Below are 22110 nucleotides of genomic sequence, written 5' to 3'. Positions count from 1 at the left end.
TTTAGGGAACAACGATGAATCAAGGAAAAATTGTTCAGTGTATCGGTGCGGTGATTGATGTGGAGTTTTCACGTGAATCTCTTCCAAGAGTTTATGATGCACTAGTAATGGAGGATTCCGAGCTTACGCTCGAAGTCCAACAGCATCTGGGTGATGGTGTGGTTCGCACGATTGCTCTTGGCTCTTCAGATGGTTTGCGTCGTGGAATGATAGTTCAAAACAGCGGAAAACAAATTAATGTTCCCGTTGGGACCAAAACGCTAGGACGCATTATGGATGTTCTGGGTCGCCCAATCGATGAGATGGGGGATATTGGTGCTGAACAGCATATGTCGATACATCGTGAAGCTCCTGCTTTTGATGAACTTGCGGCATCGACGGAATTGCTGGAAACCGGTATCAAAGTGATAGACTTGATTTGCCCTTTTGCTAAAGGTGGAAAAGTTGGTTTATTCGGTGGTGCCGGCGTTGGAAAAACCGTCAATATGATGGAATTGATTCGTAACATCGCGATTGAGCACAGCGGATATTCAGTATTCGCAGGTGTGGGAGAGCGTACTCGTGAGGGAAATGATTTTTACCATGAGATGAAAGAATCTAAGGTACTTGATAAGGTGGCGCTTGTTTATGGACAAATGAACGAGCCGCCTGGGAATCGCTTGCGTGTTGCGTTAACTGGTCTGACAATGGCTGAATCGTTCCGTGATGAAGGTCGTGATGTGCTTTTTTTTGTAGATAATATATATCGCTATACCTTGGCTGGAACAGAAGTTTCCGCTTTGCTTGGACGTATGCCATCAGCGGTTGGATACCAACCAACACTCGCGGAAGAAATGGGACGATTGCAAGAGCGTATTACATCAACTAAAACTGGATCAATTACATCAATTCAAGCTGTGTATGTACCAGCTGACGATTTAACCGATCCTTCGCCTGCAACCACTTTTGGTCATCTGGATGCTACTGTAGTGTTGTCGCGTGATATTGCTTCCTTAGGTATTTATCCAGCTGTGGATCCGCTTGATTCAACCTCACGTCAACTTGACCCGCAAGTTGTAGGGGAGGAGCATTATAACACTGCGCGTTCGGTGCAGCAGACCTTGCAGCGCTATAAAGAATTGAGGGATATTATTGCTATTTTAGGCATGGATGAACTGTCTCCTGAAGATAAATTAGCTGTAAGTCGAGCTCGTAAGATTCAGCGATTTTTATCTCAACCATTCAATGTTGCAGAAGTGTTTACCGGTTCACCAGGAAAATATGTATCCTTAAAAGATACTATTAAAGGTTTTAAAGGCATTGTTGAGGGTGAATACGACGATCTTCCTGAGCAAGCATTTTATATGGTTGGCAATATCGAAGAGGCAATCGAGAAAGCCAAAACACTTCAATAATTTCAGAGAAAATAATGATGGGTACCATTTTTCATCTTGATATAGTTAGTGCTGAAGAGTCAATTTATTCTGGACCTGTAGAGTTTATGGTCGCTCCGGCTCAGATGGGCGAGGTGGGAATCTATCCACGGCACACACCGATGTTGACAAAAATAAAATCTGGAATGGTGCGTATAAAAGCTCAATTAAAGGAAGAAGAGCTAATATATGTATCTGGAGGCATGCTGGAGGTTCAGCCGGATATTGTTACAATATTAGCTGATACCGCTGTGCGAAGCCACGATCTTGATGAAGCCAAAGCGCTTGAAGTAAAACGAGCTGCTGAGGAAGCTATGAAAAATAAAGAGTCAGAATTAGATTATGTCAAAGCACAGGCTGAATTGATAGAAGCAATGGCACAGCTTGCTGCAATAGATAAACTAAGAAAACGCAGGCATTAGTTGATATATAGATCGATTTTCATTTTTTGTTGAAAAGTGACTGAATAAAAGTGAATCGAGGAGTGCAATTGTTATTCAATTTGCTTGTGGTATATTTACTTTAGAAAGAAGACACAAAAAAGGCGACATATGTCGCCTTTTTTGTGTCTTCTTTCTAAAGTAAAGTGGAAAATATTTAAAATGAGCAATCAGCTAATTTACAAAAGCTATTTCATTCAATTAGATTGCAATATTTATTTTAAAATCGTTCATAATTATGTTGAAGCTTAATGTAGTAATTCTCGCAGCAGGCGCTGGAAAGCGTATGTATTCTTCTCTTCCAAAAGTATTGCATACTTTGGCAGGTCGGCCCCTGCTCACGCATGTTATCAATACGGCCCGAAAGCTATCGCCTAATAAAATTTGTGTGGTTATTGGTCATGGTGGAGAAAAAATAAAACAATCAATCATCGGAGATGATTTGACGTGGGTAATACAGGAGCAACAATTGGGTACCGGGCATGCGTTAACGCAAGCATTGTCTCAGCTTGATGATGATGGTTTGACGCTTGTTCTTTATGGGGATGTTCCATTAATCAGCGAGCAAGAGTTGTGCCAATTATTATTGATCGTGGTAGATGGGAAAAGCTGTGCTGTGTTATCCACAATCGTAGAAAATCCTTTTGGCTATGGCAGAATTGTGCGTGATGTAGATACCAGGGCAATTACTGCAATTGTTGAACAAAAAGATGCTAGCGCTGAACAGCAAGATATACATGAAATTAACACGGGTATTATGCTTATACCCAATGTGTATTTACACAAATGGTTACCTAAGATAAGAAATAAAAATACTCAACATGAATATTACTTAACAGATATTATTGCGATGGCTGTTAAAGATGGTGTGCATGTGGCAACCTCGCAGGTTAAGAATTTCTGGGAAGTAATGGGTGTTAATAATAAATACCAATTGGCAGAACTTGAAAGATTATTTCAGAGACATTGTGCCAATGAGTTATTGAGTGCAGGGGTTAGTTTAATTGATCCCGCACGAATTGATATACGGGGTGAACTCATCTGTGAATCCGATGTTGAGATTGATATTAATTGTATTTTTGAAGGAACTGTAAAGCTAGGCAATTTTGTGCGGGTAGGCGCTCATTGCATACTCAGGAACGTAACAGTAGCGGCCGGGAGTATTATTCATCCATATAGCATGATAGAGGGGGCGGAAATTAGTGAAAATTGCAAGATAGGCCCTTATGCTCGCATCCGACCTGGAACTAGACTTTCCAGTAAAGTACAGATCGGTAATTTCGTTGAAGTTAAAAATAGCCAGATTGGCGTGGAGAGCAAAGCAAACCATTTAAGTTATATTGGCGATTCATGCGTAGGGAAAAATGTCAATATCGGTGCTGGAACAATTACTTGTAATTACGATGGTGCTAACAAACACACTACCATTGTCGAGGATGATGTATTTATTGGATCGGATACGCAACTTGTTGCGCCGGTTAAGATATCAAAAGGTTCAACAATTGGTGCTGGATCAACGATTACAAAAGAAACACCCGAGAATCAACTTACTTTATCCAGATCCAAGCAGATCAGCGTTAGTGGATGGAAGCGCCCTCCAAAAATCAAAAAATAGAATGGTATTTTCTACTATCTAAGTAGTTTTTTTGTCAGCCTGAGCAGCAGGAAAATGCGATATGTGTGGGATAGTGGGTGCAGTAGCAAATAATAATATTGTTCCAATGTTGTTGGGTGGATTATTACATTTAGAATACCGAGGGTATGATTCCGCTGGTCTCGTGGTGACTTGTAATGGTCTGCAAAGATTGCGCACAACAGGCCGTGTAGCCGAGTTACAAAAGCTTGCCCATGAAAAGAATATACAAGGTTTCGCCGGTATTGCACATACTCGCTGGGCGACGCATGGAGATCCTTCCGAGCGTAATGCACACCCTCATTTTTCCAAAATATCAGAATCTCTTGCACGAATAGCCATTACGCACAATGGGATAATTGAGAACCATGAAGCAATGCGAAAACGCCTGCAGGTAGAAGGATTTGAATTTATTTCTGATACTGACTCTGAAGTAATTGCACATTTAATTTCTTTTAACCTTAAGCATACCGGCGATTTGATAGCAGCAGTTTGCGCCTCCATTGCTGAATTACAGGGCGCTTATGCGATAGCGGTTATGGAAGAAGCCCGGCCAGAAAGGATTGTTGTTGCACGTAATGGGGCGCCGCTATTATTGGGTCTAGGTGAAAGCGGTAATTATGCAGCTTCTGATGCATCTGCTTTGCTAAAAGCAACTAGAAATATGATTTATTTGGAAGAAGGCGATGTGGCTGAACTTACCTGCGACAGATATCGTATTGTCAATTGTCTAAATACGAACTTAATGAAAGAAGTGAAGCGTTCTATTCACGAAAGTAATTTATCAAGTGAGGCAATTGAATTGGGGCCCTATGCACATTTCATGCAGAAAGAAATTTTCGAGCAACCCAGCGCTGTAGCTAATACTCTAGAAATGATTTTAGATGCTAAATCAATTTCACCCAATTTATTTGGTAACAAGGCTGAAGAAGTATTTTCTGGAACCAAGGATGTTCTGATTTTGACTTGTGGAACTAGTTATCATGCAGGTTTAGTGGCAAGGTATTGGCTGGAAACTGTGGCTGGAATTCCTTGCAATGTTGAAATTGCCAGCGAATACCGTTACCGTAACCCCATGGCAGATCAGGCTGCCTTAGTGGTCGGTATTTCTCAGTCCGGTGAAACTGCAGATACTCTGGCGGCGATAAGTTATGCTAAAAAGTTAGGCCATCAATATAGTCTTGCTATTTGTAATGTACCGGAGAGTGCCTTAATACGGCAAGCTGACTTGTGCTTTCTCACACATGCAGGTCCAGAGATTGGAGTGGCTTCAACGAAAGCATTTACTGCACAATTGGCTTCATTATTGTTGTTGACAATGGTATTGGCAAAAATGCGTCATAAATTATCAGCTAAGAATGAGCGGCAGATGATTATGGCGCTTCGACATTTACCGATGGCTCTGCAGCATGCATTGCAAATCGAGCCGCAAGTGAAGGTTTGGGCAAAAAGTTTTGCACAGAAGCGTCATGCATTATTTCTTGGGCGTGGGGTTCATTACCCTATTGCGATGGAAGGAGCGCTTAAGCTTAAAGAAATTTCATACATTCATGCCGAAGCTTATGCAGCAGGAGAGTTGAAGCATGGACCGCTGGCTTTGGTTGATAATGAAATGCCTGTTGTAGCAATTGCGCCTAATGATCAATTGATAGGTAAACTTAAATCAAATTTGCAAGAAGTGCATGCACGGGGTGGTGAACTCTATGTATTTGCAGATGCAGATTCTCAAATAACACAAAGCGAGAATCTGCATGTAATACGCCTATCTGAGCATGCGGGTTTGCTGAGTCCGATCTTACATACCATACCATTACAGTTACTGGCTTATCATGTGGCCTTAGTGAAGGATACTGATGTTGATAAGCCGCGGAATCTTGCGAAAGCTGTGACGGTTGAGTAGCATTGGCTGGGATGAATAGAAAGTGGAATATATGCGGCTAAGAATCTTCACGCGGGACTGAATAACATGTTCTTATCTTTATCGCTGCGAAGCTAGGCACTTTATCCACAGAATAGAGAATGGTAATATCAACTTACTTTAGTTAAGGGTGTTAATAAATGGCTGGCCATAGCAAGTGGGCGAATATTAAGCATAAGAAAGCAGCGCAGGATGCCAAGCGCGGCAAAATATTTACCCGACTTATTAAGGAGATTACAGTGGCTGCGCGGATGGGCGGTGGAGATCCGGACAGTAATCCGCGCCTGCGTTTGGCGATGGATAAAGCATATGGTCAGAATATGCCAAAAGATAACATTGAGCGTGCGATTAAACGAGGCTGCGGTGCGTTGGATGGCGTCGATTATGAAGAAATTCGTTATGAAGGATATGGAATAGCAGGGGCTGCGGTGATGGTGGATTGCATGACCGATAATCGCGTTCGAACCGTGGCTGATGTGCGCCATGCATTTACCAAATATGGTGGAAACCTGGGGACGGATGGTTCCGTTAGTTTTCTATTCAAACACTGTGGTCAGTTAATTTTTGCACCAGGAACAAATGAAGATGAGATTATAGAAGCAGCATTGGAGAATGGAGCTGAAGACGTGATTGGTAGTGAAGATGGTAGTATCGAAGTAGTTACTGCGCCTTATGAGTTCATAAATATAAAAGATGCTTTAGAGAAAGCGGGTTTTAAAGCAGAATTAGCCGAAGTGACTATGAAGCCAGGAAATGAAACAGTACTCTCGGGTGATGAGGCGATAAAAATGCAGAAATTATTGGATGCGCTGGAAAATTTGGACGATGTGCAAAATGTATATACTACAGCCGTGCTTGAAGAGCAATAAGTTAAGCCATCATGAGGTGGGAAAATCCGCATTCTTGGCATAGATCCTGGGTTATGTATTACTGGCTTTGGCGTGATAGATAAGAATGGAAGCAATCTAACCTACGTCAGCAGTGGCAGTGTTAAAACCTCAAAAGGTGAGCTGCCGTTCCGTCTTAAGTTGATTTTAGATAATTTATCTGAAATTATTAATCGGTATCGTCCACAACATGTTTCCATAGAGCAGGTTTTTGTCAATATCAATCCTAAATCAACATTATTGCTGGGTCAGGCACGTGGCGCGGCGATTTGTGCAGCAGTAATGAATGATCTGATGGTGGCTGAATATACTGCTTTGCAAATTAAGCAAGCAGTTGTTGGAAACGGTCATGCAAAAAAAGATCAAGTACAAGAAATGGTGGTGCGATTGCTTAAGTTGAGTGGGAGTCCAGGTGCGGATGCAGCTGATGCTTTGGCTTGTGCGATCTGTCATGCAAATGGCGGGCTAGGCTTGGGAAAAATTGCGACAATTGGCTATCGAATGAAGCGCGGGCGGTTAGTTTGATTGGGCGATTAACCGGAAAACTGTTGGAAAAACACCCGCCTCAGGTGTTGCTGGAAGTGCAGGGGGTTGGTTATGAAATTGATGTACCGATGAGTACTTTTTATGATCTTCCTGCAATCGGAGTCGAAATTACATTGTATACCCACCTGGTAATACGTGAAGATATGCACTTACTGTTTGGCTTTGCGACAGAGCCGGAGCGCCAGACATTTCGGCAGTTGATAAAAATATCTGGCATAGGCGCAAGAACAGCATTAGCACTTTTATCTGGTTTGAGCGTAGCTGATTTGCATCATGCAGTGAGTATTCAGGATAGTGCACAATTAGTCAAAGTGCCTGGTATTGGGAAAAAGACGGCGGAGCGTTTATTACTAGAGTTGCGGGATAAATTGGACTTGGCGTTGCTCAGTTCCGATCGGGTTCTATCGTCAACCAGTGAGAGTGACATTCTTAATGCATTATTATCATTGGGATATAGCGATCGTGAAGCCAGTTGGGCTATGAAGCAGATTTCTCCGAATGCGATGGTGTCCGATGGCATACGGCAAGCGTTGCAATTATTATCTAAAGAAAGATAGTAAATAATCACGAGGGTATGAATGATTGAAACCGATCGGCTTGTAACTGCTATTTCCTCGTCTTCACAAGAAGAAATATTAGAGCGAGCATTACGTCCTAAGCAACTTAATGAGTATGTCGGTCAGGAAAAAATTCGCGGGCAACTGCAGATATTCATTGAGGCCGCCAGGAATCGACGCGAGGCACTTGATCATGTTTTATTATTCGGGCCGCCCGGATTAGGTAAGACGACACTTGCGCATATTATCGCCAGCGAAATGGGCGTTAATCTGCGACAAACTTCTGGTCCAGTACTGGAACGTCCAGGTGATTTGGCGGCTCTATTGACTAATCTGGAACCTAATGATGTCCTGTTTATCGATGAGATTCATCGTCTTTCACCGATAGTGGAAGAAATTCTTTATCCAGCCCTGGAAGATTATCAATTGGATATTATGATAGGAGAGGGGCCGGCAGCTCGGTCTGTGAAGCTCGACTTGCCTTCATTTACATTGGTAGGTGCAACGACGCGCGCTGGCATGCTTACAAATCCATTGCGTGACCGTTTCGGTATTGTGTCACGCTTAGAGTTTTATACATCGGAAGAACTTGGCAAAATAGTTATTCGTTCTGCCGGGTTGTTAAAAGTAGAGATTTCATCTGATGGCGCACTGGAGATTGCTCGCCGTTCGCGTGGTACACCACGAATTGTTAATCGGTTACTGCGCCGGGTACGTGATTATGCTCAGGTGAAGGCGGATGGGCATATTACTCGTCTTGTGGCGGATGCCGCTTTGAGCATGTTGGATGTCGATGCGATTGGATTGGATGTAATGGACCGGAAACTGTTATTAGCAGTATTGGAGAAGTTTGACGGCGGTCCGGTCGGAGTTGACAATCTCGCTGCTGCGATTAGTGAAGAGCGCGACACGATTGAAGATGTGCTAGAGCCTTACTTAATTCAGCAAGGATTTCTGAAGCGTACATCAAGGGGGCGTATGGCAACGACAGCGGCTTATCAGCATTTTGGTATTGCGCAACTAAGCAGCGGATTAAGCGGTGAACTTTGGGAAGAAAGAAATTTATAATTAATTCTATTGCTTATCAACACATGCAAATTCAAACATTGCGATTTATTGTAGCCGTATTACTGACACTCGTGGTTATGCTGTATTTTTATACCAACCGCGAAAAGGATTTTTACAGTAAGAGTGCTGAACCTGCTATTGCTCAAATATTAACTGAAATTTCGAGTTGGGAAAAGCAAGTATTTTTGCATCATTTGGCTCCAGAAGCTAAGCAAACCATAAGCGATGATCAACTTGATAAGCTGATGGATTTGTATCGCAGCTTCGGTCGGTTTCAATCCATTGAGGCGCTTAATTTTTCTCGTACTGTTAGCGCATTCTCGTTGGTTGGAGAAAAGCGCATTAATTATTCAGGAATTGCCAATTTTGATGCGGGACCAATTAGTTTAAATATTACTTTGATAGAGCGAGGAGGTTTTTTTGTTGTGTATAATTTTACTTTAGCAAGAGCTTTAAACGAGTAAAATCCAAAAAATACGGCATAATTCATGATATTGTGTTTTGAACTATGTTATGTATATAGTAGTCTTATCGATCGTTAGAATCGTTTGTTATAAATTTTACAGTGGAGGCTATTTAATAATGAATCAAAATTTATCAACCGTTTCGCAAAGATCAACTTCTGCGATAGCAACAAATAAAGTATTGCGTAATACGTATATGCTGTTGTCCCTAACATTATTGTTCAGCGGATTAACTGCTGCCATATCAATGTTTATGAATATGCCGCCAATGACTTATTTAATATCAGTGATTGGCGGGATGGTAATTGCAATGTTTGTATTGCCTCGCTTTGCAAATTCGCCAGCTGGGATTGGGATTGTATTTCTGATTACTGGTTTGTTAGGATTTGGACTGGGGCCGATATTAACCATGTATGCGTCTCTTCCTAATGGTGGAAATATTATTACATTGTCGCTTGCTGGAACAGGAGCCATATTCATGGGACTGTCGGTGTATGTATTGACTACACGGAAGGATTTCAGCTTTCTCGGTGGATTTTTGATGGTGGGATTTTTGCTAGTGTTACTAGCAGCCCTGGCTAATATATTTCTGCAAATACCGGCTATGTCATTGATGATATCTGCTGTTGTCATCATGATTATGAGTGGTTTTATTTTGTATGACACGAGCCGCATCATCCATGGTGGCGAGACCAATTACGTGCTGGCTACTATTGGTTTATATATGACAATTTTTAATATCTTCATTAGCTTGCTGCAAATACTGGGTATCATGGGTAATGACGATTAGTTTCCAGATCTTAGAATAACTCTCAAAACCCCGGTTTAGCCGGGGTTTTGTTTTGAACAAAGGAATTTAAAAGAGAAGGATGAATCATGGATTGGATGCAAATTATTTCTGCTTTGGCATTAGTCATGTTTATTGTTGTCTTGTTTCCAGCAACTCGGCATATGATGAAAAATAGTCCAAAAGGTACATCTTCCGATTGGATGAGTTTCGTTATTCCGATTGTTGTGATAGTACTATTTATTCTGTTACTGGTTAAATTGGTTTGATTGTTTGATGAGATACGCATAAGTATTTGGAGCAGATTGTCCATAATTTATTTATGCATTTATATCACTTTCACTTGAGTCTGGATCAGACACGTATTAAGGAGTTTGGATGATAATTCAGCTCTTTCCCTTTCATCACTTAATCCCTTATTCTGTTAAGCTGAAAATAATTCATAGGCATAATTTGTTTTGTAATAATTATCAATGATGTCCTAAAAACAAAAAAAGCAATGGATGCCCCAATATTATTGATCGAATGATAAATGTAAATATAGAGTGTCCATTAATCTAATGATCTGGATGAACCTTTGCTGATGTAGCTTGACTCCGCTAATCCGTTGGTTGCTTGGTAACATCTGACATAAAGTTTTTCCTCATCTCTATCTGTAACCCAAAAGAGTCTATCGCTTATTTCTTTACTGCCTTGTTCTGTCAATCGGTTCCGGCGAATCTTAATGAGAGTTTACTCAAAAAGTATAAGCATCTGATTAAGCTTAATAAGAGCATGTTTTTGGTAGAATAGATAAATAAGTATTTGAATTAATATAAAAAAACTGTGCGCTATGCCTCGCTCTGTCAGTCAGAAGCAGCTGCCTCTCGAGGGATTTGATGCACCGCCCGGCGTGATTCTTGATTCCAATAATCGTCGGGTAAAACTGAGAGATTGGATACTGCGGGCGAGATTGCCGGAAAAGCCTACCTCAAGATGGTCAAACTGAGGCGACCATGCAACAAAAAACGCCGTGTCGGTATTAGGCAGAAATTGCAGTTTTTGCAGCGAAATTTAAAGCATATTGAAGAAATGTTGACAGAATATCCACTTGGCGCACCCGTACCGTTACCCAGTGAGTTATTACGCAGCTACTGGATATTTGCTCCATCTATACCGACAACGCTATGAGATATACAAAGCCAACGTCAGACGCTGTAATGATCGCATTGTCAGTATCAATCAGCTGTATCAGGCCTATTCATCAGAGGGAAAGCAAGACAGCAGAGTTTGGCGCAAAGATAAGCGTGAATCTGATTGACGAAGAGTTGGTGCATGTCGACAAGCTGCACTGGGACGTTCACTATTACACCTGAAAACAAAGATGAATTGATGCGTCAGAAAGCACAGCGTCGACAGGGATATCGCGAGCGCATTCCAATTGAAGGGAAGTTTGGCCAAGGAAAGTATGGATATCGAATCAACAATATTCGAACAGGTGCGCTGATACATCTGTCGCATGGATTAATAGTAACTTCCTGGTCATGAATCTGTTCATCTTGGCGCGGGTTTTTATTTGTCCGAGGAATCTTACTGTCAAAACAGCACGCTGGGCGACAGAAAGAGCATGCCCAGAAAAATTGGGTTTTCCCGTACCTGCTAATTCATTCTCAAACCGGAATTTTTACTTGGCAGCGCATAACTGATCGTTGAATTTTCGAGTAAGTTCTTTTATAAGAAAAGCAGTAAGCTGCGTTATGAATGGGGATGAAATTTTTTGCTTATGCAATGTTTTTAGATGTCCCTTTATAGCAATACCATTTTATAAGCATGGGAATATTCCTATAAAAATCATGAATTTTCCTTGTTTGGGCAACAGTGGCATGCTAGAATTTCTACTTGATTAATTAGCACGTAGAAGGTATCTATAACTAAGAAAATCTAAGTTGCGGATAATAAGGAAATTCGGCCAAAAAATATGATTGTCGTCAATCGCGATATGGTTTTAACAAAACAAGATTGTGGCGTATGGGGCTCGTAAGCTGGCCGAGCAAGATAATGGTTCAGGTTTGTAGCGTTCATAGTTGTACCTGAAGTCTGTAAAATTAGTAATCATGTGGGGGAAATATGGGAAGTAAATCAGTAATAACCTGGGCGGGGGTGTCCGCTTTTACTTTGTACTCAAGCATGGCGGTGGGGCAGCAATCTAAGTATAATTTTCCCGAACCGCAGAGTGTCATAGCACAAGATATCTATGATCAGCATATAATGCTCATGTGGATTTGCTTGGTCATTTTTATTGGTGTGTTCGGTGTTATGTTTTACTCAATACTCAAGCATCGGAAATCTTTGGGCTATAAGGCAGCAAATTTTCATCATAGTACTGCGGTTGAGATAGTATGGACTGTAATACCATGTCTTATACTTATTTTTATGGCGTATCCGGCAACAAAAACAGTTATTGCGATGAAAGATACTTCAAGCCCTGATATGACCATTAAAGCGACGGGTTATCAGTGGATGTGGGGGTACGATTACCTTCAGGGAGAGGGCGAGGGTATAAGTTTTTTTAGTAAATTATCTACGCCTAGAGCGCAATACGAAAATAAAGAGCCAAAGGGTGAGCACTATCTCTTGGAAGTTGATAATCGCGTCGTAGTACCCGTGGGTAAGAAAGTGCGTGTTATCCTAACCGCCAATGATGTGATTCATGCTTGGTGGGTGCCCGCGTTAGGCGTCAAGCAAGATGCTATTCCGGGTTTTATTCGTGATTCATGGTTCACGGCTGATAAGGCAGGAATTTATCGTGGTCAATGCGCTGAATTGTGTGGAAAAGATCATGGATTTATGCCAATTGTGGTAGAGGTGATGGAGGCGGATGACTACACTCAGTGGGTAGCGGCTCAGCAAAGTGCATCTGCAGTTAAAACATCAATGCATGTAGAAAATAAGTAAAAGGAGATAATTATGGCAGCAGTACATGGTGACGCACACGGACATGATGATCATCATCCCAGTGGAATAATGCGTTGGGTTACAACTACCAATCATAAAGACATTGGTACAATGTATTTGTGGTTTAGTTTTACGATGTTCCTGATTGGTGGATTTCTGGCAATGGGGATTCGTGCAGAGTTATATCAACCGGGTATTCAGATTCTGCAACCAGAGTTATTTAATCAATTTACAACCTTGCACGGTTTGATAATGGTATTTGGTGCCATCATGCCGGCTTTTGTGGGTTTCGCTAACTGGCAGGTGCCGTTGATGATCGGAGCCCCCGACATGGCATTTGCGCGGATGAATAACTGGAGTTTTTGGTTATTGCCAGTAGCGGGAACTTTGCTTGTGAGTTCTTTCTTCGTGCCGGGTGGTGCCGCAGCAGGTGGCTGGACATTTTATCCTCCGCTTTCGACGCAAGGTGGATTGGGCGTTGATTTGATGATTTTTGCGGTTCATATCTTGGGCGCTTCCTCAATCATGGGATCGATCAATATCATTACAACCATTTTGAATATGCGTGCACCTGGCATGACATTGATGAAAATGCCAATGTTTGTGTGGACATGGTTGATTACAGCTTATTTGCTGGTTCTGGTTATGCCTGTTTTGGCTGGTGTGGTAACCATGTTGTTGACAGATCGTCATTTTGGTACCAGCTTCTTTAATGCAGCCGGTGGTGGCGATCCTGTAATGTTCCAGCATATCTTTTGGTTCTTTGGTCATCCAGAAGTTTACATCATGATTTTGCCCGCATTCGGTATCGTATCGGAAATTATTCCAACTTTTGCGCGTAAACCACTGTTTGGTTATTCTTCAATGGTTTATGCAACGGCATCAATCGCAATTTTGTCTTGTGTCGTATGGGCGCATCACATGTTTACTGCAGGTATGCCAACAGTAGGACAGTTATTCTTCATGTATGCAACGATGCTGATTGCTGTGCCAACAGGCGTTAAAGTATTTAACTGGACAGCTACGATGTGGCGTGGTTCGATGACGTTTGAAACACCGATGTTATTTGCGATTGGTTTTATTTTCTTGTTTGTGATTGGTGGATTTAGCGGCGTAATTTGCGCCATTGTGCCAATTGACATACAGGTTCAAGATACCTACTACGTAATAGCTCATTTTCATTATGTATTGGTATCGGGAGCATTGTTCTCATTGTTTGCAGGCGTATATTACTGGTTGCCAAAATGGACCGGTAATATGTACAACGAAACGCTAGGTAAATGGCATTTCTGGTTGTCAATGTTCTTCTTTAACTTGACATTCTTTGTGCAGCATTTCTTGGGCTTGGCCGGTATGCCACGAAGAATCCCGGATTATAATCTGCAATTCGCTGATTTTAATATGGTATCTAGCATAGGTGCATTTGGGTTTGGATTGACACAATTGCTTTTCCTATACATTGTGATTAGTTGCATTCGTAGTGGAGAAAAATCACCAGAGAAACCTTGGGATGGTGCAACAACTTTGGAATGGACACATTTACCATGTCCAGCTCCGTACCATAGTTTTGAGAAACCACCGATTGTTAAGTAAAGCGATAATAGAAAACATATGTCACAAGAAACGGATAAAAAGCGTAAGAAACTTGTAACGGCAATTATTCTGTTCGCTACGGTTGTAGCAATTTATATAACGGTTATATTAAAAGTATGGTAGAAGCTAATTCAAAATCGAATATCTTAATGATGAAAAAGTTGTTGATTTTCACATTGATAATGTTTGTATTTGGCTATGCTTTAGTGCCATTTTATGAAAAGTTCTGCGAAGTGACCGGGATTAATAATTTGTTACAGCCGGATGTACTGGCTAAAGATAACCGGGTGGATGAAGATCGCTGGATAGCAATTGAGTTTGATGCCAATGTAAGAGGATTACCTTGGCAATTTAAGCCGTTGCAAACCAGTGCTCGCATACACCCAGGTGAGCCGATTAATGTGATGTATGAGATTACAAACAATTCAGATCGGGAAGTAACTGGGCAAGCAATCCCCAGTTACAGCCCCCGTTTTCTGGATAAGCATTTAAAGAAATTTGAATGTTTTTGTTTTACAAAACAAGTGCTAAAGCCAAATGAAACTCTGCAAATGCCTGTTCAGTTCGTGATTGATTCAGAATTGCCAGCAGAAATAAATACTGTGACGATTTCATATACATTTTTTGAGTTGCCTGCTGGCGCAAGCCCGGTCAAAAAATAGGAAATCGAAAGGTGAATAAGATTACTGAAAAACAATCTGGTGCACGTATTTGGCAAATTGCTAAAGCAGTAATGTTCGCTTTTATGGGAGTTCGGAAAAAAAGCGATCTCGAACATGATGCGGCAACATTAACACCTGCGCAAGTAATTATTGGTGGGATTGTCGGAGCAATTATTTTTGTACTTAGCATTATGTTAGTGGTTAGGTTAGTGGTTAGTTAGATATCGAAAAATCATAAGTAGAAGGAGAGAAGAATGAGTCAAGAATCTGGACATTATTACGTCCCAGCTCCGTCGATGTATCCAATTATTGGATCAACGGCAGTATTGTTCATGGGATCAGGCGCTGCACTGACTATGAATAAAATAGAGCTTGGCTATGGGTTATTAGGGATCGGTTTCGCTATTCTGATATACATGTTGTTTGGATGGTTTGGAACTGTTGCCAGAGAAAGTGAAAGTGGCAAGTATGGAGAACAAGTGGATTTGTCATTTCGCTGGGGTATGGGCTGGTTTATTTTTACCGAAGTGATGTTTTTCTGTGCGTTCTTTGGAGCATTATTCTACATGCGCAATTTATCCATACCATGGTTGATAGATGAGAGCACCGTGCTAGGGAATGAGTTTTGGTCATCGTACGATGGTACTTGGCCAACCGCTGGTCCTGGGGTTCATGAAGCATTTACTCCGATGGGCGCATGGGGACTGCCGGCTTTTAATACATTGTTGCTATTGACTTCCGGTGTTACAGTCACAATAGCGCACTGGAGATTAAAGGAAAACAGACGTGATGGTTTGAAATTGTGGTTGTTGGCTACGATAGCTCTAGGCGCGTTGTTTATTGGTTGTCAGGCTTACGAGTATGTGCACGCTTATAACGATTTGAATCTGAAAATGACAACGGGTGCATACGGCTCAACATTTTTCATGCTGACGGGTTTTCATGGATTTCATGTAACAATCGGCACGATTATGTTGATTGTGATTTACTTCCGTAGCGCAGCAGGACACTTCACCCCAGAACATCATTTTGGATTCGAGGGCGTGGCTTGGTATTGGCACTTTGTTGACGTGGTATGGTTGGGTCTGTTTATATTCGTTTATTTGATGTAAATAGCTTAATACATGCGGAGTCAAGATTCCGGATTTCATGAAGCTTGAGCAGTAATTTAGTTCTCTGTGTTCAAGTTTCATGAAACTAGAATTAGTTCAGAGTCTATGTGAATTAATTTGTTATTTAAGCTGAATTAGTTACGGTAGCATGATTAAAAAAATTAATTCACTCCCTCAGACTCAAGCAGAAAAATGATCGAAATGGGGTATCGCTTTAAACCAAGACTTTGGTCAATTGTTCTGACTATTTTGTTTGTAATAATTTTTGTCGCATTGGGTAGGTGGCAGCTGTCTCGAGCGGATGAGAGAAATACGCAACATGAGCAACTAGAGAAGTACTCAAAGCAACCCGCGGTTACATTACCAGGCAGTCTGGTTAAATTAACGGACTATCAATATCGTGATGTTGAAATGCGAGGTGAATATCTTATTGAACATACGATCTTTCTAGATAATAAGACCTATCAAGGGCGTGCTGGATATCATGTGATGACCCCATTGAAAATTGCGAATAGCCCGCTGCATGTGGTGATTAATAGAGGTTGGGTGGCAACTGGAAATGATAGATCGGTATTGCCTTTGATTACAACTGATTCAGGGGAAGTCATAATTACTGGTACGGTGATATCTCCAGAAATAAGAACATTTGAAATTTCAAACACCATAGTACAAGGTCCAGTATGGACTACATTTAGTCTGGATAAGTATCAGGAAATTACAGGTTTGAAAATGCAACCTATCATGGTTTTGCAAAAAGATATAATTGAAGACGGCTTGGTGCGGGCATGGGAAAAGCCCGAATCCGGCGCATCGAAAAATATTGGCTATGCGGTGCAATGGTTTGCACTAGCAATTACAACATTTATTATTTTCATAGTTTTGAATGTCAAACGTACAAATTCAGAAGTCAAATAGACGTAAGTTCCTATTATTGCTGGTCTTAATGTGCGCTCCCGTAGTGGTTTCTTATGCCTTGTATTTTATGGAGTACAGACCGGAGAGTACTCACTATGGTGATTTGATACCTATCGTCAAGGTTGTCGGGACGGGTACGAATCAAAACGATAATACGATACTTCGTATGAAAGATCTGCACGGCAAGTGGGTACTGGTAACAGTGGATTCAGGCTACTGTGATGAGGCGTGTAAAGAAAAGCTTTATTTCATGCGCCAAGTACGTTTGGTGCAAGGAAAGCAAAGCCATCGAATTGAACGGCTTTGGTTAATCAATGACGATGTTAAACCTGATGATGAATTAAAAGAGCAATATGAAGGCACTTATTTTGTCAGTGCAAAAGTTAGCGAAATACTCGGATATATCGAAACTCAGGAAACACAAACAAAGCATATTTATTTAATTGATCCGATGGGAAATTTAATGATGCGTTTTCCTGAAAAAGTTGATGGCACCAAAATGGGGCACGATTTGAAGCGATTGTTGCACGTTTCACAAATAGAACATTAAGTATTTAGCGCTTCGTGCGACAGCATGATGCGATGCAACAACAAAGAACATTTGAGAATAAACATAGGAGATTATGACATGGCCACTAGTATGGTTTGGCATGAAACAGCTTCGCGAATTAATCAATTTTATCGATTGACAAAGCCACGCGTAGTATCGTTGATTGTTTTTACGGCGGTAATCGGGATGTTTCTGGCTGTTCCGGGCGCTGTACCTATCGATATCTTGTTATTGGCTACCTTAGGCATAGCGTTAGTGGCGGGGGCTGCTGCTGCCTTGAATTGCCTTGTAGAGCAGAAAATGGACGCGGTAATGGCGCGTACTAAAGGCAGGCCATTGCCACAAGGTAAGGTAAGCGTTCCCGAAACTTTGTTCTTTTTGTTACTTGTTGGTGGAACAGGGCTTTTTATTCTGTATTACTGGATTAATGAGCTCACGATGTGGTTAACATTGGGAACATTTGTGGGATATGCCATTATTTATACTGTAATCCTGAAACCATTAACGCCACAGAATATTGTTATTGGCGGCGCATCGGGAGCTATGCCGCCAGTATTAGGATGGACAGCAGTAACCGGAGAGATTTCCAGCGATGCACTGCTGTTGTTTCTAATTATTTTTGCTTGGACACCACCGCATTTTTGGGCGCTTGCACTCTACAGAAAAAAAGAATATGCCTCAATTGGCATGCCTATGTTGCCGGTAACCCATGGCGATCAATTCACGAAATTACATGTAGTGCTGTATACAATTATCTTGTGTTTGGTAACTACCTTGCCTTATATCACGCAGATGAGCGGTCTGATCTACTTGGTCAGCTCTATTTTGTTAAACGGTGTTTTCATGTATTACGCGATAGAAATTTATCGTAACTATAGTGATAAATTGGCACGAGAAGCATTTCGTTATTCGATCCTTTATCTAGCGCTGCTGTTTGTTGCGTTATTGGTAGATCACTATTTCTTTTTCTAGATCAGTATTATAAGAAGAAGCTTATTCTACGTTTGCAATACCTCGATTACACAAGCAATCGGTAAGTATTGCAAACGTAGAAAAATAGAATTTAATTTAAGACCCGGCGGGAAATATTTTTCCCGGATTCAAGATGTTGTTTGGGTCGAATACCTGCTTAATATTTCTCATTAGATCAAGCGTTACACGATCAATTTCTTTTGTCACAAAAGCGCGCTTCTCGCTGCCGATACCGTGCTCGCCCGATAATGTGCCGCGCAGCTTGATCACCAAATCAAATATCTCGTCCAGACAGCGTTCAGCGCGAGATACTTCTTCCGCATTGTCAGGGTTGATTAACAGATTGACGTGAATATTGCCATTACCTGCATGGCCAAAATTGACATTATGTAATTGATAGTGATCGCTAAGCCTTTTCAAGCCCGCCAAAAATTGCGGTAAGGTGCTTACCGGTACCACGACATCTTCATTGATTTTTTTCGGTGCAATTTCTTTCAGTAAGGGTGATAAGGCTTTGCGTGCCTGCCACAGTGCTGCCGTATCATGAGCCTGCTGAGCGCTAATCAATCCATCGCTACGGCATGCTTCCAGGATGGCGGTAATTGAAGTGGAAATGTCCTGGTCAGAGCCATCGACCTCAATCATCAGCATCGCATGGGTATGCATCGGCAGCATATCCGGATAGCGTCCGCGAATGAGATTGAGCGACCCGGCATCAAGAAATTCCAGTGCGCTTGGCAGTTGCGGTAACGCCATAATATTAACGATGGCTTGGGTGCAACTTGAGAGATCATTAAAATGCGCTGTAATGCCAACAACAGTGCTGGGCAGTGCGGAGAGCTTTAAAGTAGCTTCGGTAATAACAGCCAGCGTTCCTTCGGAACCAATTAAAAGCCGGGTCAGATCATAACCGACCACGCCTTTGGTAGTATAACATCCGGTAGTGATCAAATTTCCCATGCCGGTCACGGCTTTCAAGCCCAAAACATGCTCTCGTGTGGTGCCGTATTTAACCGCATGCGGCCCGCCTGCGCTCGTGGCAATATTGCCGCCAATACTCGAAAATTGAGCGCTTGAAGGATCCGGTGGCCAGAAAAAACCATGAGGTCTGGCGGCATCCTGCACCGTTTGATTTAGCACGCCGGGTTCAGCCACGATGATCCGATTGGCGGGATCGATCGAAATGATGTTCAGCATGCGTTCCATCGACAAGGCGATACCACCAAATTCAGGCAAGCTGCCGCCTGCTGTGCCAGTACCTCGGCCACGGGGAATCAGTGGAACATGATATTGATTGCACAATGAGACGATCTGATGCACTTCTTCCGTGGTTAAAGGGAACAGTACAGCATCCGGGGGAAAGATCTTGCGGCTGTTGTCATAAGCATACGAGTAACAATCCACCGGATCAGTATAAAAACGATCGGGCGGGAATGTGCGCTGCAGTTCGGTGAACAAATTAGCCGGCAGCATGGGAAAAAATTAACTTGAAAGAATTAATTAAGATATTCGAATGCCTTAACGACCTTGCGCACGCCTGAAGTAAGACTGGCAATCTGAGCTGCATTATCGCCTTCTTCTCGTGTTACCATTCCCAGCAAATATACGACACCATTTTCAGTAACGATTTTGACGTGATTGATCTGGAACTTACGTTCGGCCAGGAAACGCGCTTTTACTTTAGAGGTCAGCAGTGTGTCACTGCTGCGGGATGACAATGCAGTGTTAGCTGCGATGGCGATTTCGTTGTGGATCCGGCGTACATTATCGACGCCCATGACCAGTCTTTCAATATCTGTCTTGACGGTTTCTGTAGGCGCTTCCCCGGTTAATAGCACAATACGGTTATAGCTGGTCACATTGATATGGACGCTGTTGCCGAATTGTTGATGGATGCGTCGCGAAGTTTTGAGTTCAATGCCTTCATCCTCAATAAAAATACCGCTGGTTCTGCGATCTTCTGAAATATAAGAATTCGATCCTGAAGCCGTGCTCACTGAATACATAGGGCAGCCAGTCAATAAAGGAAAACAAAGTAAAAGAGACAACCAGTGCCAATTAAGATATTTCATTTGATTAACTCCACAGAATTCAAAATTTCAGGCCTGATAATACAGTAAAATAACCGGATAACGAATAATCCATTAGCCAAAGCGTGATCTAACAGAGAGCATGAGTGCAAAAAAACCGCAGCGGACGATCAATCAAAAGAGAGCGAGCACGGAAGATAGCCAAGCCTTATCAGCGGTGCTTGGTGTCGCTGTGGGCGAGGATCGCTATCTGGTACCTATGGCCGAGGTTAGCGAAGTCATAACGATTCCCAGATTAACTCATGTCCCGTTGACGCAGCCCTGGTTTCTGGGTTTGGCTAATGTGCGTGGCAATCTCTATGGAATTACGGATTTAGGTGCTTATCTGGGAAAAGATTCCAATCCGTTCAATCAAAAATCAAGAATATTATTAGCATCACCCGCTGATAAACTATATGGCGGATTCATCGTGAACAGCATGTTGGGAATCAGAAGCTTGTCTGAATTCACCCCGATTAAAACGGTCAGGAAAAAATCATCCCAAAGCGATATCAAGCCGTACCAGGATACAGGGGGTCGTTTATGGCAGGAGCTGAGTTTGTTTGCACTGATCCGCGAGGAAAAATTCTTGCAGATCGCTCGTGGATGATTCTTTGTTTGATCCGGCAGGTCAACACGTTTTTATTTAACATTATCTGAATAGAGATTAAGAGAATCATGTCGATTTCCCAGTCAACAGCAAAAAATAAAGCCAGAATTCTGGCTGAAGCCTTGCCGTATATCCAGCGATTTCATGGCAAAACCATTGTGATCAAATACGGTGGCAATGCGATGGTGGAGGAGAATCTCAAGCAGGGGTTTGCGCGGGACGTCGTGCTGTTGAAGCTGGTGGGCATGAATCCGGTGATCGTGCATGGCGGCGGTCCGCAGATTGACAGCATGCTCAAACGTGTCGGCAAGCAAGGCGAATTCATCCAGGGTATGCGCGTAACCGATGCCGAAACCATGGATGTGGTTGAAATGGTGCTAGGTGGTTCGATCAACAAAAACATCGTCAATCTGATCAATCGTCATGGTGGCAAAGCGGTTGGTTTGACGGGCAAGGACGGCGCTTTTATCCGCGCCAGGAAAATGCTCATGGCCGATCGCGAAACCGCAGGAAAATGGATCAATATCGGCCAGGTCGGCGAAATCGAATCAATCGATCCGGCGCTCATCGCGTTGCTTGATACGCAGGATTTTATTCCCGTCATTGCACCGATTGGCGTGGGTCCCGAAGGCGAATCGTATAACATTAACGCCGACCTGGTGGCGGGTAAATTGGCGGAAATTCTCAGAGCGGAAAAACTGATTCTGTTGTCCAATATCCCCGGCGTACTGGATAAGGATGGCAATCTGCTGACAGGCCTGACGGCGCAGCGGGTTGATGAGTTATTCGCCGACGGCACCATTTCCGGCGGCATGCTGCCCAAAATCGGCTCGGCGCTGGATGCGGTCAAAAAAGGCGTGAAATCCTGCCATATTATTGACGGGCGCGTGGAGCATGCGTTGTTGCTGGAAATTCTGACCGATCAAGGGGTGGGGACGTTGATTAAGGAAAACTAAGGAAACGCTGAATAATTTTGCAGCA

Annotated in this window: 24 protein-coding genes; 22 read left to right on the top strand and 2 right to left on the bottom strand. The window is 42.4% G+C overall.

Annotated features, from left to right (window positions below; translation table 11 throughout):
* Window positions 1-14 precede the first annotated feature (14 nt).
* The 20 genes from atpD (at window position 15) to cyoE (ending at window position 18450) form a co-directional block, all read left to right on the top strand.
* Window positions 15-1394, top strand: a complete 1380-nt coding sequence (atpD, locus tag C4S39_RS01030; protein WP_103965195.1) for a F0F1 ATP synthase subunit beta — start codon at window positions 15-17, stop codon at window positions 1392-1394.
* A 17-nt stretch (window positions 1395-1411) separates the two neighbouring features.
* Window positions 1412-1834: a F0F1 ATP synthase subunit epsilon gene (locus tag C4S39_RS01025; RefSeq protein ID WP_103965282.1), complete on the top strand. Its 423-nt coding sequence runs from the start codon at window positions 1412-1414 to the stop codon at window positions 1832-1834.
* A 256-nt stretch (window positions 1835-2090) separates the two neighbouring features.
* The gene (gene glmU / locus C4S39_RS01020; RefSeq protein ID WP_103965194.1) at window positions 2091-3467 is read left to right on the top strand and encodes a bifunctional UDP-N-acetylglucosamine diphosphorylase/glucosamine-1-phosphate N-acetyltransferase GlmU; all 1377 of its coding nucleotides are present in this window, start codon (window positions 2091-2093) and stop codon (window positions 3465-3467) included.
* A 61-nt stretch (window positions 3468-3528) separates the two neighbouring features.
* Entirely contained in the window at window positions 3529-5385 is a 1857-nt protein-coding gene (glmS, locus tag C4S39_RS01015; RefSeq protein WP_103965193.1) for a glutamine--fructose-6-phosphate transaminase (isomerizing), read from the top strand.
* 158 nt (window positions 5386-5543) lie between these two features.
* Window positions 5544-6272: a YebC/PmpR family DNA-binding transcriptional regulator gene (locus C4S39_RS01010; RefSeq protein WP_103965192.1), complete on the top strand. Its 729-nt coding sequence runs from the start codon at window positions 5544-5546 to the stop codon at window positions 6270-6272.
* Window positions 6273-6296: 24 nt separating this feature from the next.
* Entirely contained in the window at window positions 6297-6815 is a 519-nt protein-coding gene (ruvC, locus tag C4S39_RS01005) for a crossover junction endodeoxyribonuclease RuvC (RefSeq protein WP_103965191.1), read from the top strand.
* Window positions 6812-7393 (top strand): Holliday junction branch migration protein RuvA, encoded by a 582-nt coding sequence (gene ruvA, locus C4S39_RS01000; protein WP_103965190.1) that lies wholly within the window; start codon window positions 6812-6814, stop codon window positions 7391-7393. The genes ruvC and ruvA overlap by 4 nt, the downstream gene beginning before the upstream one ends.
* A 21-nt stretch (window positions 7394-7414) precedes the next feature.
* Entirely contained in the window at window positions 7415-8461 is a 1047-nt protein-coding gene (gene ruvB / locus C4S39_RS00995; protein WP_103965189.1) for a Holliday junction branch migration DNA helicase RuvB, read from the top strand.
* Between the two features lie 23 nt (window positions 8462-8484).
* Window positions 8485-8925 carry a hypothetical protein gene (locus C4S39_RS00990; RefSeq protein WP_103965281.1) on the top strand — a complete coding sequence of 147 codons (441 nt, stop codon included), beginning with the start codon at window positions 8485-8487 and terminating at the stop codon, window positions 8923-8925.
* A gap of 118 nt (window positions 8926-9043) precedes the next feature.
* Window positions 9044-9715, top strand: a complete 672-nt coding sequence (locus C4S39_RS00985; RefSeq protein ID WP_103965188.1) for a Bax inhibitor-1/YccA family protein — start codon at window positions 9044-9046, stop codon at window positions 9713-9715.
* Between the two features lie 930 nt (window positions 9716-10645).
* Complete coding sequence (locus C4S39_RS15210; RefSeq protein ID WP_181023715.1) at window positions 10646-10882, top strand: hypothetical protein; 237 nt, start codon at window positions 10646-10648, stop codon at window positions 10880-10882.
* 144 nt (window positions 10883-11026) lie between these two features.
* Complete coding sequence (locus C4S39_RS15205; protein ID WP_181023714.1) at window positions 11027-11239, top strand: hypothetical protein; 213 nt, start codon at window positions 11027-11029, stop codon at window positions 11237-11239.
* Between the two features lie 579 nt (window positions 11240-11818).
* A complete protein-coding gene (coxB, locus tag C4S39_RS00970; RefSeq protein WP_103965186.1) occupies window positions 11819-12646 on the top strand; it encodes a cytochrome c oxidase subunit II in 828 nt (275 codons plus the stop codon).
* Between the two features lie 12 nt (window positions 12647-12658).
* Complete coding sequence (gene ctaD, locus C4S39_RS00965; protein WP_103965185.1) at window positions 12659-14239, top strand: cytochrome c oxidase subunit I; 1581 nt, start codon at window positions 12659-12661, stop codon at window positions 14237-14239.
* Window positions 14240-14355: 116 nt separating this feature from the next.
* A complete protein-coding gene (locus C4S39_RS00960; RefSeq protein WP_103965184.1) occupies window positions 14356-14901 on the top strand; it encodes a cytochrome c oxidase assembly protein in 546 nt (181 codons plus the stop codon).
* Between the two features lie 11 nt (window positions 14902-14912).
* Window positions 14913-15122 carry a DUF2970 domain-containing protein gene (locus C4S39_RS00955; protein ID WP_103965183.1) on the top strand — a complete coding sequence of 70 codons (210 nt, stop codon included), beginning with the start codon at window positions 14913-14915 and terminating at the stop codon, window positions 15120-15122.
* Between the two features lie 33 nt (window positions 15123-15155).
* Window positions 15156-16013 (top strand): cytochrome c oxidase subunit 3, encoded by an 858-nt coding sequence (locus C4S39_RS00950; RefSeq protein ID WP_103965182.1) that lies wholly within the window; start codon window positions 15156-15158, stop codon window positions 16011-16013.
* A 192-nt stretch (window positions 16014-16205) separates the two neighbouring features.
* Window positions 16206-16928 carry an SURF1 family protein gene (locus C4S39_RS00945; RefSeq protein WP_103965181.1) on the top strand — a complete coding sequence of 241 codons (723 nt, stop codon included), beginning with the start codon at window positions 16206-16208 and terminating at the stop codon, window positions 16926-16928.
* A 67-nt stretch (window positions 16929-16995) separates the two neighbouring features.
* Window positions 16996-17478, top strand: a complete 483-nt coding sequence (locus C4S39_RS00940) for an SCO family protein (RefSeq protein ID WP_258039222.1) — start codon at window positions 16996-16998, stop codon at window positions 17476-17478.
* A 78-nt stretch (window positions 17479-17556) separates the two neighbouring features.
* A complete protein-coding gene (gene cyoE / locus C4S39_RS00935) occupies window positions 17557-18450 on the top strand; it encodes a heme o synthase (protein ID WP_103965179.1) in 894 nt (297 codons plus the stop codon).
* A 96-nt stretch (window positions 18451-18546) separates the two neighbouring features.
* Here the strand turns inward: cyoE and C4S39_RS00930 are convergent, their stop codons facing one another.
* Entirely contained in the window at window positions 18547-19923 is a 1377-nt protein-coding gene (locus C4S39_RS00930; RefSeq protein ID WP_103965178.1) for an FAD-binding oxidoreductase, read from the bottom strand.
* A 23-nt stretch (window positions 19924-19946) separates the two neighbouring features.
* Window positions 19947-20522 (bottom strand): BON domain-containing protein, encoded by a 576-nt coding sequence (locus C4S39_RS00925; protein ID WP_103965177.1) that lies wholly within the window; start codon window positions 20520-20522, stop codon window positions 19947-19949.
* Window positions 20523-20622: 100 nt separating this feature from the next.
* Here C4S39_RS00925 and C4S39_RS00920 point away from each other — a divergent pair, with 100 nt between their 5' ends.
* Both C4S39_RS00920 and argB read left to right on the top strand, forming a co-directional pair.
* Entirely contained in the window at window positions 20623-21129 is a 507-nt protein-coding gene (locus tag C4S39_RS00920; protein ID WP_103965176.1) for a chemotaxis protein CheW, read from the top strand.
* Between the two features lie 68 nt (window positions 21130-21197).
* Window positions 21198-22085, top strand: coding sequence for an acetylglutamate kinase (argB, locus tag C4S39_RS00915; protein ID WP_103965175.1), 888 nt, complete (start codon window positions 21198-21200; stop codon window positions 22083-22085).
* Window positions 22086-22110 lie beyond the last annotated feature (25 nt).

Origin of the sequence: Nitrosomonas ureae, assembly GCF_900108305.1 — a bacterium.
In the GTDB taxonomy this organism is placed as follows: Bacteria; Pseudomonadota; Gammaproteobacteria; order Burkholderiales; family Nitrosomonadaceae; genus Nitrosomonas; species Nitrosomonas ureae_B.
Note: the sequence above shows the minus strand (reverse complement) of the source record. Positions and strands in the feature narration are given on the sequence as shown.